The sequence below is a fragment of the Runella limosa DSM 17973 genome (genome assembly GCF_000482465.1).
In the GTDB taxonomy this organism is placed as follows: Bacteria; Bacteroidota; Bacteroidia; order Cytophagales; family Spirosomataceae; genus Runella; species Runella limosa.
The window spans coordinates 74569-96601 of record NZ_AXVJ01000042.1 but is presented as its reverse complement, the minus strand read 5'-3'; the positions used below and the strand labels follow the sequence as shown (position 1 = coordinate 96601).

Below are 22033 nucleotides of genomic sequence, written 5' to 3'. Positions count from 1 at the left end.
TTCCCGCAAAGAACGCAAAGTATCACCAAAATAGTGCGTCGGGTAGCGACAAACGTACAAAACAACATGACAAACGCTCAACCTATTCGGATTTCAGAGACGGCAAAACGCGAAATTATTGACACCCTTACGGCCAATAAAATACCTGACAGCTACGGTTTGCGCGTTGGAATGAAAGGTGGCGGGTGCGTTGGGCAGTTTTTGTTAGGATTTGATACGCCTACCGAACACGACCAAGTGTATGAAATTGACGCCATCAAAGTAATAATCGACAAACGTCACTTGATGTATGTCATAGGCACGGAAGTCGATTTTGAAGAAACTGACAATGGGGCAGGCTTTACGGTCGTAAAATAATTAGCTGACAGCGAGATAGTTATTAATACTTCTTGATAAAAGTAACTTTTGGCACGATTTTAGGGAGGGTTGTGGATAAACTCAAACCCTATCTTTAACGTTCGTGCAGCAAGTTAAACGACATATTTTTGCTTTTCTGGCCTTTGCTTCTTTTCTGTTGGCATTGCTATCGTTTTTTGTATTTGAAAGAGGCGCATTAGGAGCATCAGAGGAAAAATATTTTTCGACTGTAAAAGAACGCGTAAAACAAGAACTGGACCTCTCCCACAAAGAATTAGGAGAAATCATAACGATTGCCTCCCAAAACAGTTCTCGTCAATTCTCCGCCTTTCGTCGCCCAACCAAATACCCGTATTACGTATTCCAAAATGGGAAACTGGTGTTTTGGTCCGACTATCGTTTTATTCCCGAATACGAATCCATTCGTAAAATTGCCCAAACCCAGCTAGTTACCTTTGAACAAGGGAAGTTTCTGGTCAGTCGGCGGCAGTTAGTTCAGAATGACACCCGCCTTGATGTCGTTTCGGTGATTAATTTATACAGCCACTATAAAAACAAAAACAACTACTTTCAGTCGGGCTACAACACCGAGCTATTTTCGATTGACCCTCAGCAGATTTCGACGCGTTTGGGCCCTATTTACAGCAACGTCCTCGACAACAACACCCATTTCCTTTTCTCAATTACTCCTCCAAAGTTTGAGACCTATAACCAAACGACTCCCGTCAATACCATTATTTGGGGTGCATTGTGTATTTTCTTTTTGGGAATTTACGTCATCCGTTGGATACTTCGATGGAGCCGCGAGCGTCATTATGAGCGTGCTTTTGTTTTGCTTGCCCTGTATTTGATGCTCTTACGGCTTGGAATGCTGTATTTTGGGGTTCCGTTTGTATTTTACGAGAACGATATTTTTAACCCTAAATTTTACGCGTCATCACCCATTGCTCCGTCCTTGGGCGACTTGCTGCTGAACTCCATCGTCGTTTTTGTATTGGTGTTGTATTTGGCAGATTTTTATTTTCGTTCCAAAATTTACTCAAGTTTACTTCGTGTTTCGGGCGTTCCCAAAGTACTGCTTTCTGGGCTATTTGTCATTCTTAGCTTTGGGGTCTTTTACGGATGTTTTTCTGAACTACAGAACATCTACGAAAAATCGCAGTTTACCCTCGACATCACCTTGAGCATTTCATTCTCAATCCTCAAGATTGTCTGCATTGCCATATTTATCTGTATTTCAAGCATTTATTTCCTTGGAACACATTTATTTGTCAGCTTATTTATTCGCTTCAATCCGAAAAATCGCGTTCAAGGAACGCTCATTTTTTTGTTGAGTTGTGGCGTATTTGTACTGCTTTTGTGGCTTTTTGGCGGCCAGCTTATCTGGGTTTTATGGATTCACGCCGTTTATTTTATTGTACTTTATTTCTCGCGGTTTCCTCGTATTCTCTATTCGTTTCGGTATCGAACCACCATTTATTATTTTACGGGGGCATTCTTCTGGGCGTTGGTGACTACCTACGTCGTTTATACCGAAGAAGACCGCAAAGACATCACAAACAAGAAGGAATTTGGCCAAAAAATCATCGCAGAAAACGACCCTTTTGGCGAGTTTTTGCTCGACCGCGCCAAAGATGCCATCAGTAAAGATGTGGACATTCAGGAAACATTTATCAGTGATACTATTCTCTCCCGCGAACGCATTCAGCAAAAAGTAAAAAGTATTCACTTAGATAAATATTTCGACAAATACGACATTGAAGTGCTTTCGTTCAAAGCCGACGGACAGCCGCTTGATAATACGTTCGATGCCCTTAACTTCGATGATTACACCCACCCGTATCGACAAGTGAAGTACCAGACCAATTATCCTTCCTTGTTTTTTATCAATGACCTTGTCAATAACTTCAAAAAACAATACCTCAGCCTGATTGATATTCGGCAAGATTCGCTCTTGCTAGGATGGGTCGTGCTCAACCTAAATCCGCGCGAAGACCAACCTAAGAATGTGTATCCAGAGTTATTGATGGACAAAAAGTTTGTTCCAACTCCCGAAACACGACAATATAGTTACGCTATTTATGACGCCCAAAAAGAGCTTATGTACAGCTCGGGCAGCTACAATTATGACCGTAAAATGCCCCTTACGGTGCTAGATGATTCCACACTTTTTGATACGGGCCTCCTTTTGTACGATTACAAACACGTAGGAAGTAGAGACAAAAACAAGCGCTATGTGGTGGTGTCGTCAAAGTCGTATCCATTCAAAAGCCTGACTTCCAATTTTTCGTTTTTGTACTTGGTATTGGTGCTGTACGTCATCTGTATTATTGCCGTTTATGCACTCAAATATGGCTTCAGACGGCTGAAAATCAGTTATACGACCAAAATCCAAATCTTATTAAATGTAGCCTTTTTCTTGCCGCTTATTTTGATTGTTTTGATTACGTTGAGTGTCATTAGTACCAATTATTTCAACAACCAAGAAAGCTCGTACCTTTCCAGCACCAAAAACATTGCTACCAACTTTGTTCAATACTTGGAAGAGCACCAACGTGGCGGACGTAGCCAAGATGCTTTGAAGGAAGAATTGGAAAAAATTGCCCGTGATGCCAACGTGGACATCAATTTCTTTTCAAACGACGGTACGTTGTACATGACCACCAAACCGCTCATTTACGAAAGTAAGCTATTGTCCAAGTGGATTAACCCTGACGCCTACATTCACCTTATCCAAGACCGCGAAAACGAGGTTTTGCTGGACGAATCGTTGGGTAAAAAACAATACCGTACGGCCTACGTGACCGTACGAGCAAGTAGCAATAGTAAACCGTTGGGGGTACTTAGCATTCCTCATTTTGATTCAAAACCCGAGTTAGACCGCCAAATTATTGAGGTTATTTCGACGATTTTGAGCGTTTTTGCCATTATGTTTTTGGTGTTTTTGGTGCTATCCTACTGGGCATCTAACCTTTTGACGATACCGCTCCGAATCATGACGCAGAAGTTTCGTCGCATCAACCTACACCAACTCAACGAACCCGTGGATTGGAAATCAGACGACGAAATCGGGACGTTGGTGAAGTCGTACAACGATATGCTCAAAAAACTCAGCGAAAGCAAAGAAGAATTGGCCAAAAACGAAAAACAATCGGCTTGGCGTGAAATGGCCAAGCAAGTAGCGCACGAAATTAAGAACCCACTGACACCAATGAAGTTGACGATTCAGCAACTTCAGCGAACGATGTTGCGTGATTTGCCGCCCAATATGCCCCAAAGCGAGCGAATTCGGCGGACGTTTGAGTCTCTCATTGACCAAATCGACAACATCAGTGACATTGCGACGTCGTTCTCCGATTTTGCCAAAATGCCCCTGCCCAAAAACGAGTTATTCGAGATTTCGTCGGTGCTCAACAAAGCCGCCGATTTGTATTCTGACGACCCAAAAATTACCCTAAAAAGGGATATTCGAGTACAACGGGTCAATGTCATGGGCGATCGACAGCTCATTGGTCGTATCATTACGAACCTCATCATCAACGGCATTCAGTCCGTGCCCGAAGGGCGCCGTCCTGAGATTTCGCTACGACTCCGTACCGACGAAGGCAACGTCTATATTGAAGTTCAGGACAACGGGAACGGGATTCCCGAACCCATTCGTCCGAAGGTATTTTTACCCAACTTTAGCACCAAACAAGGCGGCTCTGGCCTCGGTTTGGCCATTGCCAAACGAGGCGTAGAACACGCTGGAGGGAATATTTGGTTTGAAACCGAAGATGGAGTCGGCACCTCCTTTTTCTTATCGCTTCCGCTCACGCACAGTCCGCTGCTGTCGGAAGTAAAATAATCATTTATTTTTTGCGAGTATCAAGGCCGTAGCCCTTCAAAATACCCCTTGCCAAGGCTGTTTTGTGTACTTCATCGGCACCGTCGTAGATACGTGCTGCTCGCTCGTGGGCGTACCAGTACGACAATAGCACATCGCTGGTCATGCCCAACCCGCCGTGGGTTTGAATGGCGCGATCAATCACGCGAAGCATCATGTTGGCCGTAAAAAACTTAATCATCGAAATTTCGTCCCGAACCGCCGCTGCTCCGCGCTCATCAATGTGCTTGGCCGTGCGCAATACGAGCAAACGCGCGGCGTCGATTTCGGCTCTGCTTTCGGCGATAAATCCTTGGATGAATTGTTTTTCACCCAAAAAAACGCCCTCTTCCATTTCCCGACTAGCAGCGTAACGACACATGAGGTCAAAACTCCGCTCGGCAATCCCGATAAAACGCATACAGTGGTGAATACGTCCTGGCCCAAGGCGTTCTTGCGCCAACAAAAAGCCAGCTCCTTCAGCGCCAATGAGGTTTGACTGGGGAACACGAACGTTTTCGTAGAGCATCTCCGCGTGGCTTGCCCAGCTATCGCCCGCGTGACCCATGATGGGGATGTTGCGAACCAGTTTTACCCCAAGGGTATCCATCGGAACGATGATTTGGCTGGCTCGTTTGTGCGGAGCCGCTTCTGGGTTGGTAACGGCCATCACCACGGCAAAGGCCGCACCATCGGCACTGCTGGTAAACCATTTGTGGCCATTAATCACGTAATCATCCCCGTCTTTGACGGCTGTCGTGCCCATACGCGTAGGATTTGACCCTGCAAATTCGGGCTCCGTCATGCTAAAACAGCTACGAATATCGCCGTCCATCAATGGCTTTAAATACTGATCTTTCAAGTGCGTGGGAGCGTATTTGTGCATCAGTTCGGTGTTGCCAATGTCAGGCGCTTGGGTATTGAACACAAAATGCCCAAAAGGCGAACTAGCCAGCACTTCGCTGATTTGCCCAAATTCGCAGAGTGTGAGGTTTAGCCCGCCGTCTTCTTCGGGCAAGTGCAGCCCCCACAAACCTGCTTTTTTGACCAACTGACGTTTTTGCTGAAGAATCGGCTCAACGTGCGAAAAGTCATGGGCAAGGTATTCGGGGGTTTCGAGTGGATATAACTCACTCTCAATGAAGGCTTTGATTTTCGGAAGGAGCTCCTTAATGCGCTCAGTAACAAAAAGTGATTCCATAAAGTATAGATTTAAGCAAATATAAAGTATTTAGACTACTAACTTTGTCAAAGTCCCAAACTTTGACAAAGTTCATGATTACACTCCAAAACGCTTTTGTTCGTCGCTACGACACCGTTGTTTTATCCGACCTTTCCGTCACCATTCAAACGGGTGAACAATGGGCCATCATCGGAGAAAATGGAAGTGGGAAATCCACATTATTAGAGGTTTTGGCGGGAAAATGGCCGATTTGGCGCGGAAAATTGACCCACGATTACGGCGATGTGCTGCTCTCAAAAGTGGCAGAACTGGTTCCGTCTGATTACTCATTCAATCGCATTATCAGATCCGCTGCACAGTATTACCAGCAGCGTTTTCATAGCCACGAAGCAGAAGTTGCGCCGACCGTTCGTGAAGTGCTGACCAACCAACTCAAGCCCGTAGGAACCGTTGACGACCATTCGGTGGTACTTCCTCCAAACTCGGTCAGCGAAGCCGATTTACTTGCCACTTGCCAGTTGCTTTCCATCGACCACCTGCTCGACCGCCATTTTGTAACTTTGTCCAACGGCGAAACTCGGCGGATGCTTTTGGCGCGGTCGTTGCTCAAAAAACCGCAATTATTATTGTTAGATAACCCATTTTCGGGCTTGGACGTCCATTCGCGCGAGGTACTAAGAAACGCCCTTGCGCACCTCAAAGAAGCAGGTGTGACCATTGTGTTGGTTACTTCCTCGGTCGAAATTCCCCAAAGCGTCACCCACGTGGTACGATTGAAAGAAGGGAGAATTATTTCGGAAGAAGAATCGCTTTCGGAGACCGACAAAGCTACGTTTCAGCCCCGCGAAGTAGTCCCGATTGCTCCGACGTATAATTTTTCATTGGCGGTCAACTTGCGTAATATTACCATTACCTACAGTGGAAAAAAAGTGCTCAATAACGTCAATTGGCAAATCAAAAAAGGGGAGAAGTGGGCGCTGGTTGGGCCTAATGGTTCAGGAAAATCGACGCTGTTGAGTATTCTAACCGCCGATAATCCTCAACGTTTTGCCAATGACTACGACCTGTTTGACTTAAAACGAGGCGGGCCGTCGATGTGGGACGTAAAAAACAAAATTGGACACGTTTCGCCCGAACTGCATTTGTATTTCCCCCAAGAAACAACCGTTTTTAAAACCATTGCTTCGGGCTTTTTTGACGCTACGGGGGTTTATTTCCGAAAATTAACAGAAGACCAAGTACAACAAACCCACGCCGTTGCCGAATGGCTCAACGTGGGTTCGCTGCTTGATAAATTATTTAAAAACCTCTCTAAAGGCCAGCAACGCCTCGTTTTATTGGCCAGAGCGTTGGTGAAACATCCACCGCTGCTGATTTTAGACGAACCCTGCCAAGGGCTAGATTTTGCCGCCGTAGAGCATTTTAAGGAGGTTGTCAACGCCGTTTGTGATTCGCAAGAGCAAACACTCATTTACGTTTCTCATTATCCTTACGAAATCCCGAGCTGCGTTACCCAAACCCTCCGCCTTTCCGAAGGCGTTGTCTGCTAAAGGCTAATTTCCGTCTTTGGGTTTTGCTTTTTTGGCGTCAATCACCTCGGTAAACGTACTAACTGCCGCCGCACCAAAAAAGCCCAATGCCTTGCGTCCCGTTGGATTGGTATTTTTTACGTTACTGTAAATATTGGACGGAGCCGTTGCAAAAAGTCCCTGATTGCTCGACTCAGTTCGTACTTGATTTAAGAAATAATATCCTTCCAACGGAATGCTGTAAAGCTCTACTTTGACCGTGTCTTTTTCTTTGTAAAACTCGGGGGAAATGGCTCGACGAATGGGCAAAATAAAGCGCAAACCGTCGCTGTTGGCTCCTGGACTAAACGCGGCATCGTAAGCAATTGTGATTTCCGTCGTTTTATTAAAATACTTGCCGTTTTTGTAGCTTTTTATCCAGTAGCAGTCACCTGATCCCGTTGGGTCACGGGCAAAAAACTCCGCCGTATAACCTTCTTGAGGTGCATCATCCGCTGGAGCAATGGGTAATTTGTCAAAGAAATAGGTCAGTGAGTCGATTTTAGGAACCCGATTAAGCTTACTTACTGCCGTATATTCTTCGGTTCCCATTTTGATGCGCAACGTGTAGGTTCGTCCTACCCGCCCAATGGTGTCGCTGGCCGCAACTGGCTTCCAAACGTAGTTTCCATCTTTTTTTAGGTCAACAAAAGAAAACACCCCTCCTTTATCGTCGGTAACGGTCACAGTCGCATTGAGGACTGGTTTTGCTAGGCTATTATCAAAATACCCCGCCGATTCGGTCAGGCGAATGGTTTGGCTGGTTTGTTGGTTTGTCACCCAACCATCTACTACCAATTGCGGAGGGCCTGATTTTACGTCTAAGTCAACCACGTCTTGGCAGCTAGTAAGAGTGGTTACGGCCAATAAAACACCCGCCGCGTAGGTCAAAAAAGTAGGAATGTTATTTATTTTCTTCATGGCGATTAAAATTTAAAGTTGTACGTAATGGCAGGAACCACCGAGCCAATCACCGCGTAGCGAACGGCTTCCGTCTTGAGGTTATTATCCTCATTTTGACGCACATACATTGAGAAAGGGTTACGACGGTTATAAACGTTATAGATACTCAACACCCACTCTCCTTGGCCCTTTCCAAACAGTTTTTTCTTCGATTTGAGCGTTGCTCCTAAGTCGAGGCGGTGGTACGAAGGAATCCGAGCCGCATTTCGGCTATTGTCCACATTTTGTGGCAACGTCCAACCTCCCCATTCAAAGCGGTTAGTAGGGAAAGTCGCAGGCGTACCCGTATTGAAGGCAAAATTGGCCGAGAAGCTCAAACGGTCGTTGAGTTGATACAACACCACCGTTGAGAGATTATGGGTCTTGTCAAAGCGTGCTGGAAACCAGTTGTCGTTGTTGATACCTTCGATTTTACGTTCGGTACGAGCCAGCGTATAACTCACCCAACCTGTCAGCTTTCCGCGATTTTTTTTGACGTACACTTCCGCTCCGTACGCTCGCCCATTGCCAAAAAGTAAGTCTCCTTCTAAATAACTGTTTAAGAGTAGTTCAGAGTTTGCAACGTAGTCAATTTGGTTTTGAAGCTTTTTGTAATACACCTCCAATGACGCCTCGTACATATTTTCTTGGAAGTTTTGAAACCAGCCTAACGCCACTTGGTCGGCTATTTGAGGCTTGATAATTTTTGAACTCAGCGTCCACACATCCAAAGGTGAACTAGCTGCTGTGTTTGACAATAAGTGCAAATACTGAGCCGTTCGGTTGTAACTCGCTTTGATAGAAGTGGAAGGATTTAACTCTATTTTGGTCGAAAAGCGCGGCTCCCAATTACCATACGTATTTATCACGCCCGATTCGTATTTTTTCTCCGAAACGGGGAGTTTTCGATCCCCTTTGACCACTTCCAAAAACTCATACGCCGTCCCTGGGCCTAAATTTCGGAAATACGAATACCGAATTCCGTACTGAAACGACAACCAATCGGTTATTTTTTGGTCATTTCCGATGTACAAAGACGATTCGTCGGCATAACGTGGGTCTAAGCTAATATTTCGTTCTTCTCCGCTCGAAATCGCCGTCGCTGTGCCTGGTTTGGTGCTATAATTGATGTACTGTCCACCGAAAGTAACGGTATTGTTGGGCGTGAGGTAATACGTAAAATCGGGCTTCATACTCCAGGTCGTGATGCTCGAATTCCACTTAAACTTATCGCCGCTTTTGTTCTTATTGTTGCGGTCCGATTCTAAACCATAGTCATAATCCGAATAGAATGCGGTGGCATTCATAAACAGTTTGTTATTAAAAACGTGGTTCCAACGGACGGTAGCCGTTCTATTTCCCCACTCAAAACCAAAATCCGCCCCAAATACATCGCGCCCGAAGTAGCCTGAAGCGAAGACCGTATTTTTGTCATCAATGCGATAATTGGCTTTGGCCGTAAGGTCATAGAAATAAAAGCGAGAATTTTTTAAATCGCCATTCAGAAATGGCTTGGCCAACACGTCGATGTAAGAGCGTCGGCCTGCTACAATGAAAGACCCTTTGCTTTTGGCAAAAGGCTGTTCGTAGCTCAAGCGGGAGAAAATCGTCCCAATTCCTCCGTTGATTTCGCGTTTTTTGGCATTTCCTTCTTTCAAACGTACGTCTAAAATCGACGAAATACGACCGCCGTACTGCGCGGGAATCCCTCCTTTGACGAGTTTTACGTCTTTGACCGCATCAGGATTAAAGACCGAGAAAAACCCAAATAAGTGCGAAGCATTGAAAACAGGCGCTTCGTCGAGCAGGACTAAGTTTTGGTCAATATTTCCTCCCCTGACGTTGAACCCGCTTGCACCTTCACCCACGCTCGTCACGCCAGGGAGCAATTGAATACTCCTAACCAAATCAACTTCCCCGAGCAAGGCTGGCATTTGGCGAATGGTTTTCATTTCCACCTTGTTGACCGACATCTCAATGTTCTTGACGTTCTCGTCTTCTTTGGTGGTTTTGACAATGACTTCTTGCAGTTTCACACTTTCGTCCTTGAGTTCGATACTGAGCTTTAAATCGTCAGTAAGCGTCACTTTTTTCTCTACTTTTTCGTAGCCAATGTAATTGAAAACCAATGTGTAAGAGACACCCGTCGGCAGGTTTAAGGCATAATAGCCGTAGTCGTTGGTCACGGTTCCGTTCCCTATTTCCCGAACATACACCGATACCCCAATCAGACTTTCGCCATTGGAGGCATCTTTGATGTACCCACTAATCGTTCGTTTTTCTTGGCTGTACGCCCACGTGGCCATCCCAAGCCACAACAAAATACTAAAGATATGTTTCATAGCTGACAATAAGTGGCAAGCCACCGTTACTTGTTAATGGATAAAGAAGAAGTTTACATTTGTACTTTTTCGTTATAAAAACGAGGTAAACCTACGTTTTTGTTTAAAAAAATAAGACTAAATTGGGACAAAGTGCCAAAAAAGTGGCGTGAACGGGAAGAATACTCCCACCAACAAGAAAGGCGCTGTGGGTACAGCGCCTTTCTTGTTAGGTATGTCTAATAGCTTATTTTATCAATCTACCACTACTTCATCCATTGAAATCGTGGTTGGGCGACCTGCCTCTGGATGACCTGCGGGGGCATTTCCTGCATTTTTAGCCCGAACCCGAATGTACCGCGCCCGTGCCGTTTTGAAGTCGGCAACTACTGGCAAAATTTGCCATCCGCCTTCTAGCTGATAGTTGACAGGTTGGGACAACGCTTCTTTGAAACTTTCGCCGTCGCGCGAGAGGCCAATTTCCACCGAAGTAGGAGGGAAGATGTTGTACAAAATCAATTTTAAGAAATTGGCCGACACTTTGGTCACGGGTTTTACCTCGCCCAAATCAATCGTAATTTCCAAATCTTTGCCCGAAATCTGTACCCATTCCGCGCTGTTTTGAGGGCTTTGAGCCACCTGCCCATCGGTCAATTTCTTTTTATCAGGGTCAGCCCAGTCGGCAGGAGCATTGGCGTATTTGTAGGGTTTTCCTTTGGCACGATGCACAAAGAATTTTTCCTCAAAAGTAGCGCCAGCGGTCGTAATGGCCTTGATGGTCGTGATTTTATCCAATGTAATCGGCATGGTGTATTCCGTGGAGCTGGTCGTAGGCTGATTGCCATCGGTGGTGTAGTAGGTTTTGCTATCCGAGTCCAATTTATCCAAACGCACCTGTAACTGCCCTTGGTTATTGAACTGCGTCACCGCCCGAACGTCCAAAATACGTTTTGAATAATTGACTTTGAGGTAGTCTAATCGTTTTAAATGTTCTTTCAAACGCATCGCAAAATCCTCAAAATTTTTGACTCCTGAAGGCATCCAAGCCGATTCCGCAATGGCCGTAGCTCTCGGAAATGTCATGTATTCTACTTGCTCAGGAGTAGGCACATATTCCGTCCAGAGGTTTCCTTGTACCCCCAAAATGTATTTTTTTGACACTTCATCAAAGCCATCGGCGGGGTCATAACCATATACTTTTTCAATGGGCAAATACCCACCAATCGCCAAAGGTTCTTTGGCAGGGTTGCCTTGGTAATAGTCGAGGTAATAGTAGGTTGTCGGCGTCATGATGACGTTGTGCTTTTGTTTAGCCGCTTCTATCCCACCTGACGTGCCTCGCCAGCTCATGACGGTTGCGTTGGGAGCGACGCCACCTTCCAAAATCTCGTCCCAGCCAATAATGCTTTTCTTTTTGGAGTTGACAAACTTCTCAATCCGCTTGATGAAGTAGCTTTGCAGCTCGTGTTCGTCTTTCAATCCCTGTTTTTTTATCAATTCTTGGCAAAAGGTACTCTGTTTCCAAGCGTCTTTGGGGCATTCGTCACCGCCAATGTGTATATACTTGCTAGGGAAAAGCGCCATTACTTCCGTCAGCACGTCCTGCAAAAAGGTGAAGGTTGTCTCCGTAGGGCAAAACACGTCGTACATCACCCCCCATTTTGTGCCCACTTGGTAGTTTTTTGAAGGCTCGCAACCTAGCTCTGGATAAGCCGCCAACGCCGCCGTTGCGTGACCTGGCAGCTCGATTTCAGGAATAATGGTCACGTATTTTGCCTGCGCATACTTTACAATGTCCTTTATTTCGGCCTGGGTATAAAACCCTCCGTACTCTTTTCCGTCGTATTTCTGAGGGTAATTTTCTGAATAATGCCCTACCAGCGTTTCTTTGCGTTTTGAGCCCACTTGTGTGAGTTTAGGGTACTTCTTTATCTCAATGCGCCAGCCTTGGTCATCGGTCAAATGCCAGTGCAATACGTTCATTTTATGGAGTGCCAAAAGGTCGATGTATTTTTTGATGAACGAGGCAGGCATAAAATGACGCGCTACGTCGAGCATCAGCCCACGGTGGACAAAACGGGGTTTGTCTTGGATTTGGCACACGGGCATCGTCCAAGCGACGTTTTCAACGGGGGTAGGGCTAAAAACGGCGGTTGGCAACAGCTGAAGAATGGTTTGTAGGCCGTAAAAAGCTCCTTGTGGCGTCGCCGACTCAAGTATTACGCGTTCTTTTCCTACCAATAATTTATACCCTTCGTTTCCTAAGCCCAGGGCCTTGTTCAAGCGAATAAAAATCGTGTTGGTCGCAGTAGGAGGGGCGGCAGGTGCAACTGCCAAATTCAATTTAGAGGCTGTTTTAAGCGTATTAGCCAGCGACTGTGCAATGGGTTTCAACAACACATCTTTGGCCGTCACAATGATTTTGGTTTGTCCATTGACCACAAATTTCCCATCTCCACCGTTGAATTGCGCAGGAAATGGCACCAAGTTGTAGCTATTGTCTTGAGCACAGAGTGAAGTACAAGTAAGAAAAGCGAGAGAGAAAACAAAAAGTAATTTCTTCATACGTAAATAATCGTCGTTTGGGTGACAAAGGAAGTAAAAAACGGTAGCAATCGAAAAATTAGTGTGTAAGCGGCCGAAAACAAAAACGCCCCAACCGAAGTCGGGGCGTTTTCTTCTATAAACTCACGGGGAAACCTGTTAGTTTGCTAATTCACGTTTGCTACGACGCGAGCTGCTGCGCTCACGTGATTCGGTCACGGTTTCGAGTTCTTCTTTCGAACCAATGATGTTTTTCTGGTAGCGACGTACACCCGTTCCTGCTGGAATAAGGTGACCTACAATTACGTTTTCTTTCAAGCCATCGAGCGTATCGCGTTTTCCGCGTACCGCCGCTTCGCTCAACACTTTGGTCGTCTCTTGGAAAGACGCGGCAGAGATAAAGCTTTCAGTACCCAACGACGCTTGCGTAATACCCATCAAAGTTGGTTGTGCAACGGCTGCTTTCGCATCACGTGCCACGACCAAACGTTGGTCACGACGCTTGAGGGTAGAGTTTTCGTCACGCAAACGGCGCGCAGAAATCAACATACCTGGCTTCACGTTTTCAGAATCGCCCGAATCCTCTACCACTTTCATGTCAAGAACACGGTCGTTTTCTTCGCGGAACGTCCACTTATCTACTGGTTGCATTTCCAAGAAGTTGGTATCTCCAGCTTCCATGATTTCAACTTTCTGCATCATTTGGCGTACAATACATTCAATGTGCTTATCGTTGATTTTCACCCCTTGGAGACGGTAAACTTCCTGAATTTCGTTCACCAAGTACTCTTGTACCGCCGTTGGCCCTTTGATCGACAAGATGTCGCTTGGCGTAATGGCACCATCAGAAAGTGGTTCACCCGCTTTCACGTAGTCACCATCTTGCACCAAGATGTGTTTCGACAAAGGCACAAGGTATTTTTTACGGGTACCGTCTTTCGACTCGATGTTGATTTCACGGTTACCGCGTTTTACAATTCCGTAGATAACCACCCCGTCGATTTCAGAAACTACCGCTGGGTTAGATGGGTTACGTGCTTCAAACAATTCCGTTACCCGTGGCAAACCACCCGTAATGTCACGCGTTTTACCGAGTGTACGTGGCAATTTCGCCAAAGGCTGACCTGCTTTTACATTTGAACCATCTTTAATTACCAAACGCGCACCTACAGGCAAGTTATAAATCTTCTCATCGGCGTCGGTCAAGAGTGGGCTCTTACCTTTTACCAAGATACCTGGGTTTTTGGTACGGTCACGTGTTTCGATGATTACCATTTCTTGGAAGCCCGATTGTTCGTCGATTTCTTCGCGGAAAGTGATACCTTCTTCGATTGATTCGTATTGAGCAGAACCGTTAAATTCTGACAAGATTACGGCGTTGTAAGGATCCCAGTTACAAAGTTCGTGGCCTTTGGTAACGCGCTCACCTTCTTTCACAAGCAATGTCGCTCCGTAAGGAACGTTATTACCAATCAATACCTGTCCGTTTGACTCGCTGACGATGCGAATTTCACCCGAACGACCCATTACAATCGTTACTGGATTTCCTTCGGCATCCGTTGACTCTACGGTACGCATATCTTCAAACTCAATCTTACCTTCAAATTTCGCTCTGATGTTGGCTTCTACTGCGATGTTTTGCGCAGTACCCCCAACGTGGAACGTACGAAGTGTCAGCTGCGTACCTGGCTCACCGATTGACTGTGAGGCAATAACCCCCACCGACTCACCGATTTCGGCCATGCGCCCCGACGCCAAGTTACGTCCGTAGCATTTTGAACAAACCCCACTGCGGGTTTCGCAAGTCAATACTGAGCGGATTTCTACGGTTTCGATGCTAGTTTCGTCGATACGAGCCGCGATTTCTTCCGTGATTTCTTGGCCTGATGCCAAAATTAACTCACCCGAAAGTGGGTCCATTACATCGTGTACAGAAACCCGTCCCAAAATACGCTCAGACAATGGCTCAACGATGTCCTCGTTGTCTTTCAGTGCTGAAATCTCGATACCGCGCAATGTTCCACAGTCAACTTCGTTCACAACCACGTCCTGAGCTACGTCGTGCAAACGACGTGTCAAGTAACCCGCATCGGCTGTTTTCAAGGCCGTATCGGCCAAACCTTTACGCGCACCGTGGGTAGAGATAAAGTACTCAAGTACGTCGAGACCTTCCTTAAAGTTTGAAAGGATTGGGTTTTCGATGATTTCTCCAACGCCCCCAGCAAGGTTTTTCTGAGGTTTCGCCATCAAACCACGCATACCTCCCAACTGACGTACCTGCTCGCGAGAACCACGGGCTCCCGAGTGCATCATCATATAAACGGAGTTGAAGCCTTGTTGGTCGTTCTCCAATTGGGTCAAAAGCGTATTGGCCAATTTCGTGTTGGTACGTGTCCAAACGTCGATAATTTGGTTATAACGCTCGTTTTCAGTGATAAGACCCATCATGAAGTTGTCCATCACACCTTGAACTTCTTCTTTCGCTCCTTCGATGAGTTGCCATTTCACATCTGGGATTTTAATATCTCCCAAACCGATTGACAAACCACCTTTGAAGGCTGTTTGGAAACCAAGTTGCTTGATGTCGTCCAAGAATTGCGCACAACGTGCATTACCCGCAATCTTGAAGACGTGTCCAATGATTTGTTGAAGTTTCTTCTTCGTCAACAATTCATTGATATATCCTACGGATTCAGGAACGCACTGGTTGAACAATAGACGTCCTGCAACCGTATCAATCAATTTTTTCTCAAGCGAACCATCCTCGTTACGAACTGTCACACGGCACTTGATATTTGCGTGTTTAGACACTTTTCCTTCGTTGAGGGCGATGATTACTTCTTCAGCCCCGTAGAATGTCATTCCTTCTCCAGCGATAGGTATTTCAGGGGTCGATTTACGTCCTTTTGTTACGTAATAAAGACCCAATACCATGTCTTGTGAAGGTACGGTAATTGGCGCTCCGTTGGCAGGGTTCAAGATGTTGTGCGATGACAACATCAACAACGATGCTTCCAAAATAGCCTCTTGACCTAGTGGTACGTGTACCGCCATCTGGTCACCGTCAAAGTCGGCGTTGAAGGCCGTACATACTAATGGGTGCAACTGAATCGCTTTTCCTTCAATCAACTTAGGTTGGAAGGCTTGGATACCCAAACGGTGAAGGGTAGGAGCACGGTTAAGCAATACAGGGTGGCCTTTCAATACGTTTTCCAAGATGTCCCAAACAACAGGATCTTTGCGGTCAACGATTTTCTTGGCTGATTTTACTGTCTTAACAATACCACGCTCAATCAGCTTGCGAATAATAAACGGCTTAAACAACTCTGCCGCCATGTCTTTGGGAAGACCACACTCGTGAAGTTTGAGTTCTGGACCTACCACAATTACCGAACGACCTGAGTAGTCAACCCGCTTACCGAGCAAGTTCTGACGGAAACGACCTTGCTTTCCTTTCAACATATCTGAAAGTGATTTCAAGGCACGGTTACCTTCCGAGCGTACCGCGTTTACTTTACGGCTGTTGTCGAATAGCGAGTCAACCGCTTCTTGCAACATCCGTTTTTCGTTACGCAAAATTACTTCTGGCGCTTTGATTTCAATCAGACGCTTCAAACGGTTGTTACGAATGATTACACGACGGTAGAGGTCGTTAAGGTCAGACGTAGCAAAACGTCCACCGTCCAAAGGCACAAGCGGACGAAGTTCTGGTGGAATCACTGGCACCATCCGAATCACCATCCATTCTGGGCGGTTTTCGATGCGTGTATTGGCGTCACGAAGTGCTTCAACAACTTTCAAACGCTTCAACGCTTCTGCTTTACGCTGTTGCGAAGTATCGTTTGCGGCATTGTGGCGCAACTCGTACGAAAGTTCGTCTAATTGCGTACGTGACAACAACAACTCTAATCCTTCAGCCCCCATCTTAGCGATGAATTTGTTCGGGTCTGTATCTGGAAGAAGTTGATTTTCACGTGGAAGACGATCCATAATATCCAAGTATTCATCTTCAGTCAAGAAGTCCATTTTATTGACTCCATCTTCTGCTTTCACACCTGGTTGAACTACTACGTAACGTTCGTAGTAGATGATTTGGTCCAATTTCTTGGTTGACAAGCCTAACAAATAACCAATTTTGTTAGGTAAGCTACGGAAGTACCAAATGTGAGCAACAGGCACCACCAATTCGATGTGTCCCATACGTTCACGACGTACTTTTTTCTCCGTTACTTCCACCCCACAACGGTCACAGATAATGCCCTTATAACGAATACGCTTATATTTACCACAGTGGCATTCCCAGTCTTTTACGGGACCGAAGATACGCTCGCAGAAAAGTCCACCCATTTCAGGCTTATAGGTCCGATAGTTGATGGTTTCGGGTTGCGTTACTTCACCGTATGAGCTTTCCAGAATAGACTCTGGCGAAGCCAAACTGATGGTAATCCGCGAAAAGTCACTATTGATTTTCTTGTTTTTCTTGAATGACATTTTCGATATGATTTGTGTGAAATTTTTGTTTAAAGTTTAGAGTTTACTATCTCAAGTTTAGGGTTGTATTACCAACCGCAAATCCAAAACAGTAAACCCCAAACATTGATTAGTCCATCGTAATTTCGAGGGCAAGACCGCGTAATTCGTGAATCAATACGTTGAATGATTCTGGAATATTTGGCTTCGGAAGGTTTTCACCTTTTACGATTGCCTCGTACGCTTTTGCCCGTCCAATTACGTCATCGGACTTCACTGTCAAAATCTCTTGAAGGATGTGAGAAGCTCCAAACGCCTCAAGCGCCCAAACCTCCATCTCTCCGAAACGCTGTCCACCAAACTGTGCCTTACCACCCAATGGTTGCTGCGTAATAAGTGAGTATGGTCCGATCGAACGAGCGTGCATTTTGTCATCCACCAAGTGACCCAGTTTAAGCATGTACATGATACCTACTGTAACTGCTTGGTCAAATTTATCACCCGATTGCCCATCATAAAGTGGTGTACGTCCAAACGAAGGAATTCCTGCTTCGTTCAATTCAGAAACTACTTGGTCTTCAGTAGCACCATCAAAGATTGGCGTTGCGTATTTACGGCCTAATTTACGACCTGCCCATGCCAAGATGGTTTCGTAAATCTGACCGATGTTCATACGCGAAGGTACCCCTAGAGGGTTCAATACGATGTCCATTGGTGTTCCATCGGCCAAGAAAGGCATGTCTTCATCGCGAACGATTTTGGCCACAACCCCTTTGTTACCGTGGCGACCCGCCATTTTATCACCCACTTTGAGTTTACGTTTTTTAGCGATATATACTTTCGCCAATTTCACGATACCCGCAGGTAATTCGTCTCCAACTTCCAACGTAAAGCGGTCACGTTTGAAACGTCCCGAAATCTCGTTGCGGCGTTTTTGATAGTTTTTCACCATCTCAAACAACAGCTTGTTGGTCGTTGGGTCGTCCGTCCAGCCTTCGATGATTAAGTCACCCAAAAGGTTTACTTCTTCTGGAACAACGTAGCCACCTTCGTCACGGTACGGGTTTTTGTCTGGGAAGATATTGTTGATGATGTTCACGCGGCTAAATTTCACGCCTTTACTCATGATTTCTTCGCCAAACTTGTGCTTCACTCCAGCACCCGTTTTACCATCAAGCAATTCTGCCATTTTGTCGATAAGAACTTCACGGAGTTTGCTCAAGTCGCGTCCGTAGCTCTTCATCAACACTTTCAACTCGTCTTTTTGTTTTACGCGCTCATCGCGGCCTGGACGAGAGAAAAGTTTTGTATCTACAACTACCCCTTTCATCGATGGAGGTGCTTTGCGTGAAGCATCCTTCACATCACCTGCTTTATCTCCAAAGATAGCACGGAGAAGTTTTTCTTCTGGTGTAGGATCTGATTCACCTTTTGGCGTAATCTTACCAATCAAAATATCTCCTTCTTTTACTTCCGTTCCTACGCGAACGATACCGTTTTCGTCGAGATTTTTAACAGCCTCCTCACTTACGTTCGGAATTTCCGCTGTCAACTCTTCCTCACCGCGTTTGGTATCACGTACTTCAAGGTCGTACTCTTCGATGTGGATTGAAGTAAAAATATCTTCGCGTACTACACGCTCAGAAATTACAATCGCATCCTCAAAGTTATACCCTTGCCAAGGCATGAAGGCTACGAGGAGGTTACGTCCAAGTGCCAATTCACCACCTTCAGTCGCATATCCTTCGCTCAAGATTTGCCCTTTTTCTACCGGTTGGCCTTTCAAAACCATCGGTTTAAGGTTGATACAAGTATCTTGGTTAGTACGACGGAACTTAATCAAATCATACGTTACGATGTCGCTATCGAAGCTTACCAAACGCTGCTCGTACGAACGCTCATAACGAATAACAATCTTGGTTGCATCTACAAACTCAACTACCCCGTTTCCTTCGGCTACCACCAAAGCACGTGAGTCGCGAGCTACGCGGCCTTCCAAACCTGTCCCTACGATTGGCGCCTGTGGGCGGAGCAATGGCACCGCCTGACGTTGCATGTTTGAACCCATCAAGGCACGGTTGGCGTCATCGTGCTCCAAGAACGGAATCATCGAAGCCGCTACCGATACAATCTGGTTTGCTGCAATATCCATCAAAGACACCTGCGCAGGCTCTACCATTGGGAAGTCACCTTCAAAACGTGTCTTGATTTTATCAACCAAGAAGGTTCCGTTATCGTCCACCGACGCATTGGCTTGGGCGATGTATTTAGAATCTTCTTCTTCTGCGGTCAAATACACAAGTTCATTCGACAACTTACCATCGTTAATAACGCGGTAAGGTGTTTCGATGAAGCCCATGCTGTTGGTTTTTGCATAAACGCAAAGCGAAGAAATCAAACCGATGTTTGGTCCTTCAGGAGTTTCAATCGTACAAAGACGTCCGTAGTGCGTGTAGTGAACGTCACGAACCTCGAAACCTGCACGCTCGCGGCTCAAACCACCTGGCCCAAGTGCTGACATACGACGCTTGTGCGTGATTTCAGCCAGTGGGTTGGTTTGGTCCATGAACTGCGAAAGCTGGTTGGTTCCAAAGAACGAGTTGATTACCGACGACAACGTACGTGCATTAATCAAGTCGATTGGTTTGAAGTCTTCGTTATCACGAACGTTCATACGTTCTTTGATGGTACGCGACATACGTGCCAAACCAACCCCAAATTGTGCCCATAATTGCTCACCTACCGTACGAACACGGCGGTTTGACAAGTGGTCGATATCATCGACTACGGCTTTGGCATTGATAAGACCAATCAGGTATTTTACAATGGAAACGATGTCTTGCGTCGTTAGTACTTTCGTTGACATCGCAATATCCAATTGCAATTTTTTATTGACACGGTAGCGACCTACATCACCCAAGTCATAACGCTTATCCGAGAAGAACAAGCTCTGAATTACTTCACGAGCAGTTTGTTCGTCGGGAGCTTCGGCGTTACGCAATTGGCGGTAGATTTGCTCAACAGCTTCTTTTTCTGAGTTAGAGCTGTCTTTTTGCAACGTGTTATAAATGATATTATAATCGGCCATGTTCATGTCCTCACGGTGCATAATAATTGATTTCTGCCCCGAATCAAGGATCACGTCTAAGTCACCGGCCGTGATAAGAGAGTCACGCTCAAGCAACACTTCGTTACGGCTGATTGATACTACTTCACCAGTATCTTCATCCACGAAGTCTTCTGTCCAAGTACGTAGTACCCGCGCAGCTAGGCGGCGGCCTACGGCTTTTTTCAAGCTGGCAGAAGTAGCAGGGATTTCTTCTGAAAGTTCGAACAAATCAAGGATTTCTTTGTCTGAACCGAAGCCAATCGCCCGTAGAAGGGTAGTCACAGGGAACTTTTTCTTACGGTCGATGTACGCATACATTACGTTGTTTACGTCCGTAGAAAATTCAATCCAAGACCCTTTAAAAGGAATAATCCGTGCCGAGTACAATTTAGTACCGTTGGTGTGCTTACTCATTGAGAAAAACACCCCTGGCGAACGGTGTAGCTGAGAAACGATAACGCGTTCAGCTCCATTAATTACAAAAGAGCCTTTTTCAGTCATGTACGGGATAGCTCCCAAGAACACTTCTTGCTCAATTGTTTCAAAATCTTCGTTATCAGCGTCATTACATTTTAGGCGTAGTTTTGCCTTCAATGGCACCGAATACGTAAGTCCACGTGAAATACACTCATTAACAGAGTATTTAGGTGGATCTAGGGCATAATCAACGAATTCAAGGACAAAGTTTTCACGTGAATCAGAGATTGGAAAATTCTCTTGGAATACTTTGTACAACCCTTCTTTGTGACGTTCTTCGGCTGCGGTATCTAAATTAACGAATTCGCGATACGAGCGAAGCTGTACGTCAAGGAAGTCCGGATAATCAATAACAGGTTTAATCCGGGCAAAACTTCTACGTGGAGTTTGTTTGGTTACCAAGGCTTTACAAGTTTTTGGTGGATAAGAACCAGGCGACGTTCTAAGGATACTGAACGCGAGGACTCAAATAGTTAGTTTGCAAAAAACTTAGCTTGCCTCGTAGATTTTAGAATTTCGCCCCTGTGCATCGCCCCTACGAGTAGCGAAGTGTTTCAGGCAGAAACTCATTAAAGAAGAAACGCTATTGTAGTTAGATGTCAGATTAACTGTATTATTTCTGATTTTTGACTAACTGTTGCTGTTTTCAATAGCCAAAACAGCGGTACTTACTTAAACAGGAAAAGACCTGACACAAGGTCAGGCCTATTTCCGTTTGTTTTTAGGAGCGCCAAGCGCAGAAATTACTTGATTTCTACTTCAGCACCAGCTTCTTCCAATTGCTTTTTCAAAGCTTCTGCTTCGTCTTTAGCAATACCTTCTTTCAATGGTTTTGGAGCGCCGTCAACCAATTCTTTAGCTTCTTTCAAGCCAAGACCTGTCAAGTCTTTTACAAGTTTAACAACTTGCAATTTAGCAGCACCGCCTGATTTCAAGATTACATCAAAAGCTGTTTTTTCTTCTACAACTGGAGCTGCATCACCACCACCACCTGCTGCTACCATTACTGGAGCTGCTGCTGCTGGTTCGATACCGTACTCATCTTTCAAGATTGCAGCAAGTTCATTTACTTCCTTTACTGTAAGATTAACAAGCTGTTCTGCGAATGCTTTCAAATCTGCCATTTTATTGTAATGTTAAAATTTGTTACGAGTTTTTTTGAATTTGAAAATTTGTGAACTTGAAGCAGTGAAATTA

General features: G+C 45.5%; 10 protein-coding genes. 3 read left to right on the top strand and 7 right to left on the bottom strand.

Features of this window, described 5'->3' with window-relative positions; genetic code table 11:
- Positions 1–66: 66 nt before the first annotated feature.
- Together K339_RS0103630 and K339_RS0103625 are read left to right on the top strand one after the other, a co-directional pair.
- Positions 67–357, top strand: a complete 291-nt coding sequence (locus K339_RS0103630; RefSeq protein WP_028522396.1) for a HesB/IscA family protein — start codon at positions 67–69, stop codon at positions 355–357.
- Positions 358–460: 103 nt separating this feature from the next.
- On the top strand, positions 461–4204 hold the full coding sequence (locus K339_RS0103625; protein WP_028522395.1) for an MFS domain-containing histidine kinase: 3744 nt from the start codon (positions 461–463) through the stop codon (positions 4202–4204).
- A gap of 4 nt (positions 4205–4208) precedes the next feature.
- Here K339_RS0103625 and K339_RS0103620 read toward each other — a convergent pair whose 3' ends face one another.
- Complete coding sequence (locus K339_RS0103620) at positions 4209–5423, bottom strand: acyl-CoA dehydrogenase family protein (RefSeq protein ID WP_028522394.1); 1215 nt, start codon at positions 5421–5423, stop codon at positions 4209–4211.
- A 74-nt stretch (positions 5424–5497) separates the two neighbouring features.
- Here K339_RS0103620 and K339_RS0103615 point away from each other — a divergent pair, with 74 nt between their 5' ends.
- Positions 5498–6955, top strand: coding sequence for an ATP-binding cassette domain-containing protein (locus K339_RS0103615; RefSeq protein ID WP_028522393.1), 1458 nt, complete (start codon positions 5498–5500; stop codon positions 6953–6955).
- A 3-nt stretch (positions 6956–6958) separates the two neighbouring features.
- On the opposite strand, the gene K339_RS0103610 is transcribed toward K339_RS0103615, so the two are convergent.
- From K339_RS0103610 to rplL, 6 genes are all read right to left on the bottom strand, one after another.
- Positions 6959–7894 (bottom strand): DUF4249 domain-containing protein, encoded by a 936-nt coding sequence (locus K339_RS0103610; protein WP_028522392.1) that lies wholly within the window; start codon positions 7892–7894, stop codon positions 6959–6961.
- Positions 7895–7899: 5 nt separating this feature from the next.
- Complete coding sequence (locus tag K339_RS0103605; protein ID WP_028522391.1) at positions 7900–10257, bottom strand: TonB-dependent receptor; 2358 nt, start codon at positions 10255–10257, stop codon at positions 7900–7902.
- Positions 10258–10491: 234 nt separating this feature from the next.
- Positions 10492–12801, bottom strand: a complete 2310-nt coding sequence (locus K339_RS0103600) for a glycoside hydrolase family 20 protein (RefSeq protein ID WP_028522390.1) — start codon at positions 12799–12801, stop codon at positions 10492–10494.
- Between the two features lie 138 nt (positions 12802–12939).
- Positions 12940–17271, bottom strand: coding sequence for a DNA-directed RNA polymerase subunit beta' (rpoC, locus tag K339_RS0103595; protein ID WP_028522389.1), 4332 nt, complete (start codon positions 17269–17271; stop codon positions 12940–12942).
- Positions 17272–17380: 109 nt separating this feature from the next.
- On the bottom strand, positions 17381–21238 hold the full coding sequence (gene rpoB / locus K339_RS0103590; protein WP_028522388.1) for a DNA-directed RNA polymerase subunit beta: 3858 nt from the start codon (positions 21236–21238) through the stop codon (positions 17381–17383).
- A gap of 341 nt (positions 21239–21579) precedes the next feature.
- Positions 21580–21960, bottom strand: coding sequence for a 50S ribosomal protein L7/L12 (gene rplL, locus K339_RS0103585; protein WP_028522387.1), 381 nt, complete (start codon positions 21958–21960; stop codon positions 21580–21582).
- Positions 21961–22033: the final 73 nt, after the last annotated feature.

Bases quoted from the DNA above. Each gene is read 5' to 3' on its own strand.
- K339_RS0103630 (WP_028522396.1), top strand. From the start codon at position 67: ATGACAAACGCTCAACCTATTCGGATTTCAGAGACGGCAAAACGCGAA.
- K339_RS0103620 (WP_028522394.1), bottom strand. From the start codon at position 5,423: ATGGAATCACTTTTTGTTACTGAGCGCATTAAGGAGCTCCTTCCGAAA.
- K339_RS0103615 (WP_028522393.1), top strand. From the start codon at position 5,498: ATGATTACACTCCAAAACGCTTTTGTTCGTCGCTACGACACCGTTGTT.
- K339_RS0103610 (WP_028522392.1), bottom strand. From the start codon at position 7,894: ATGAAGAAAATAAATAACATTCCTACTTTTTTGACCTACGCGGCGGGT.
- K339_RS0103605 (WP_028522391.1), bottom strand. From the start codon at position 10,257: ATGAAACATATCTTTAGTATTTTGTTGTGGCTTGGGATGGCCACGTGG.
- K339_RS0103600 (WP_028522390.1), bottom strand. From the start codon at position 12,801: ATGAAGAAATTACTTTTTGTTTTCTCTCTCGCTTTTCTTACTTGTACT.
- rpoC (WP_028522389.1), bottom strand. From the start codon at position 17,271: ATGTCATTCAAGAAAAACAAGAAAATCAATAGTGACTTTTCGCGGATT.
- rplL (WP_028522387.1), bottom strand. From the start codon at position 21,960: ATGGCAGATTTGAAAGCATTCGCAGAACAGCTTGTTAATCTTACAGTA.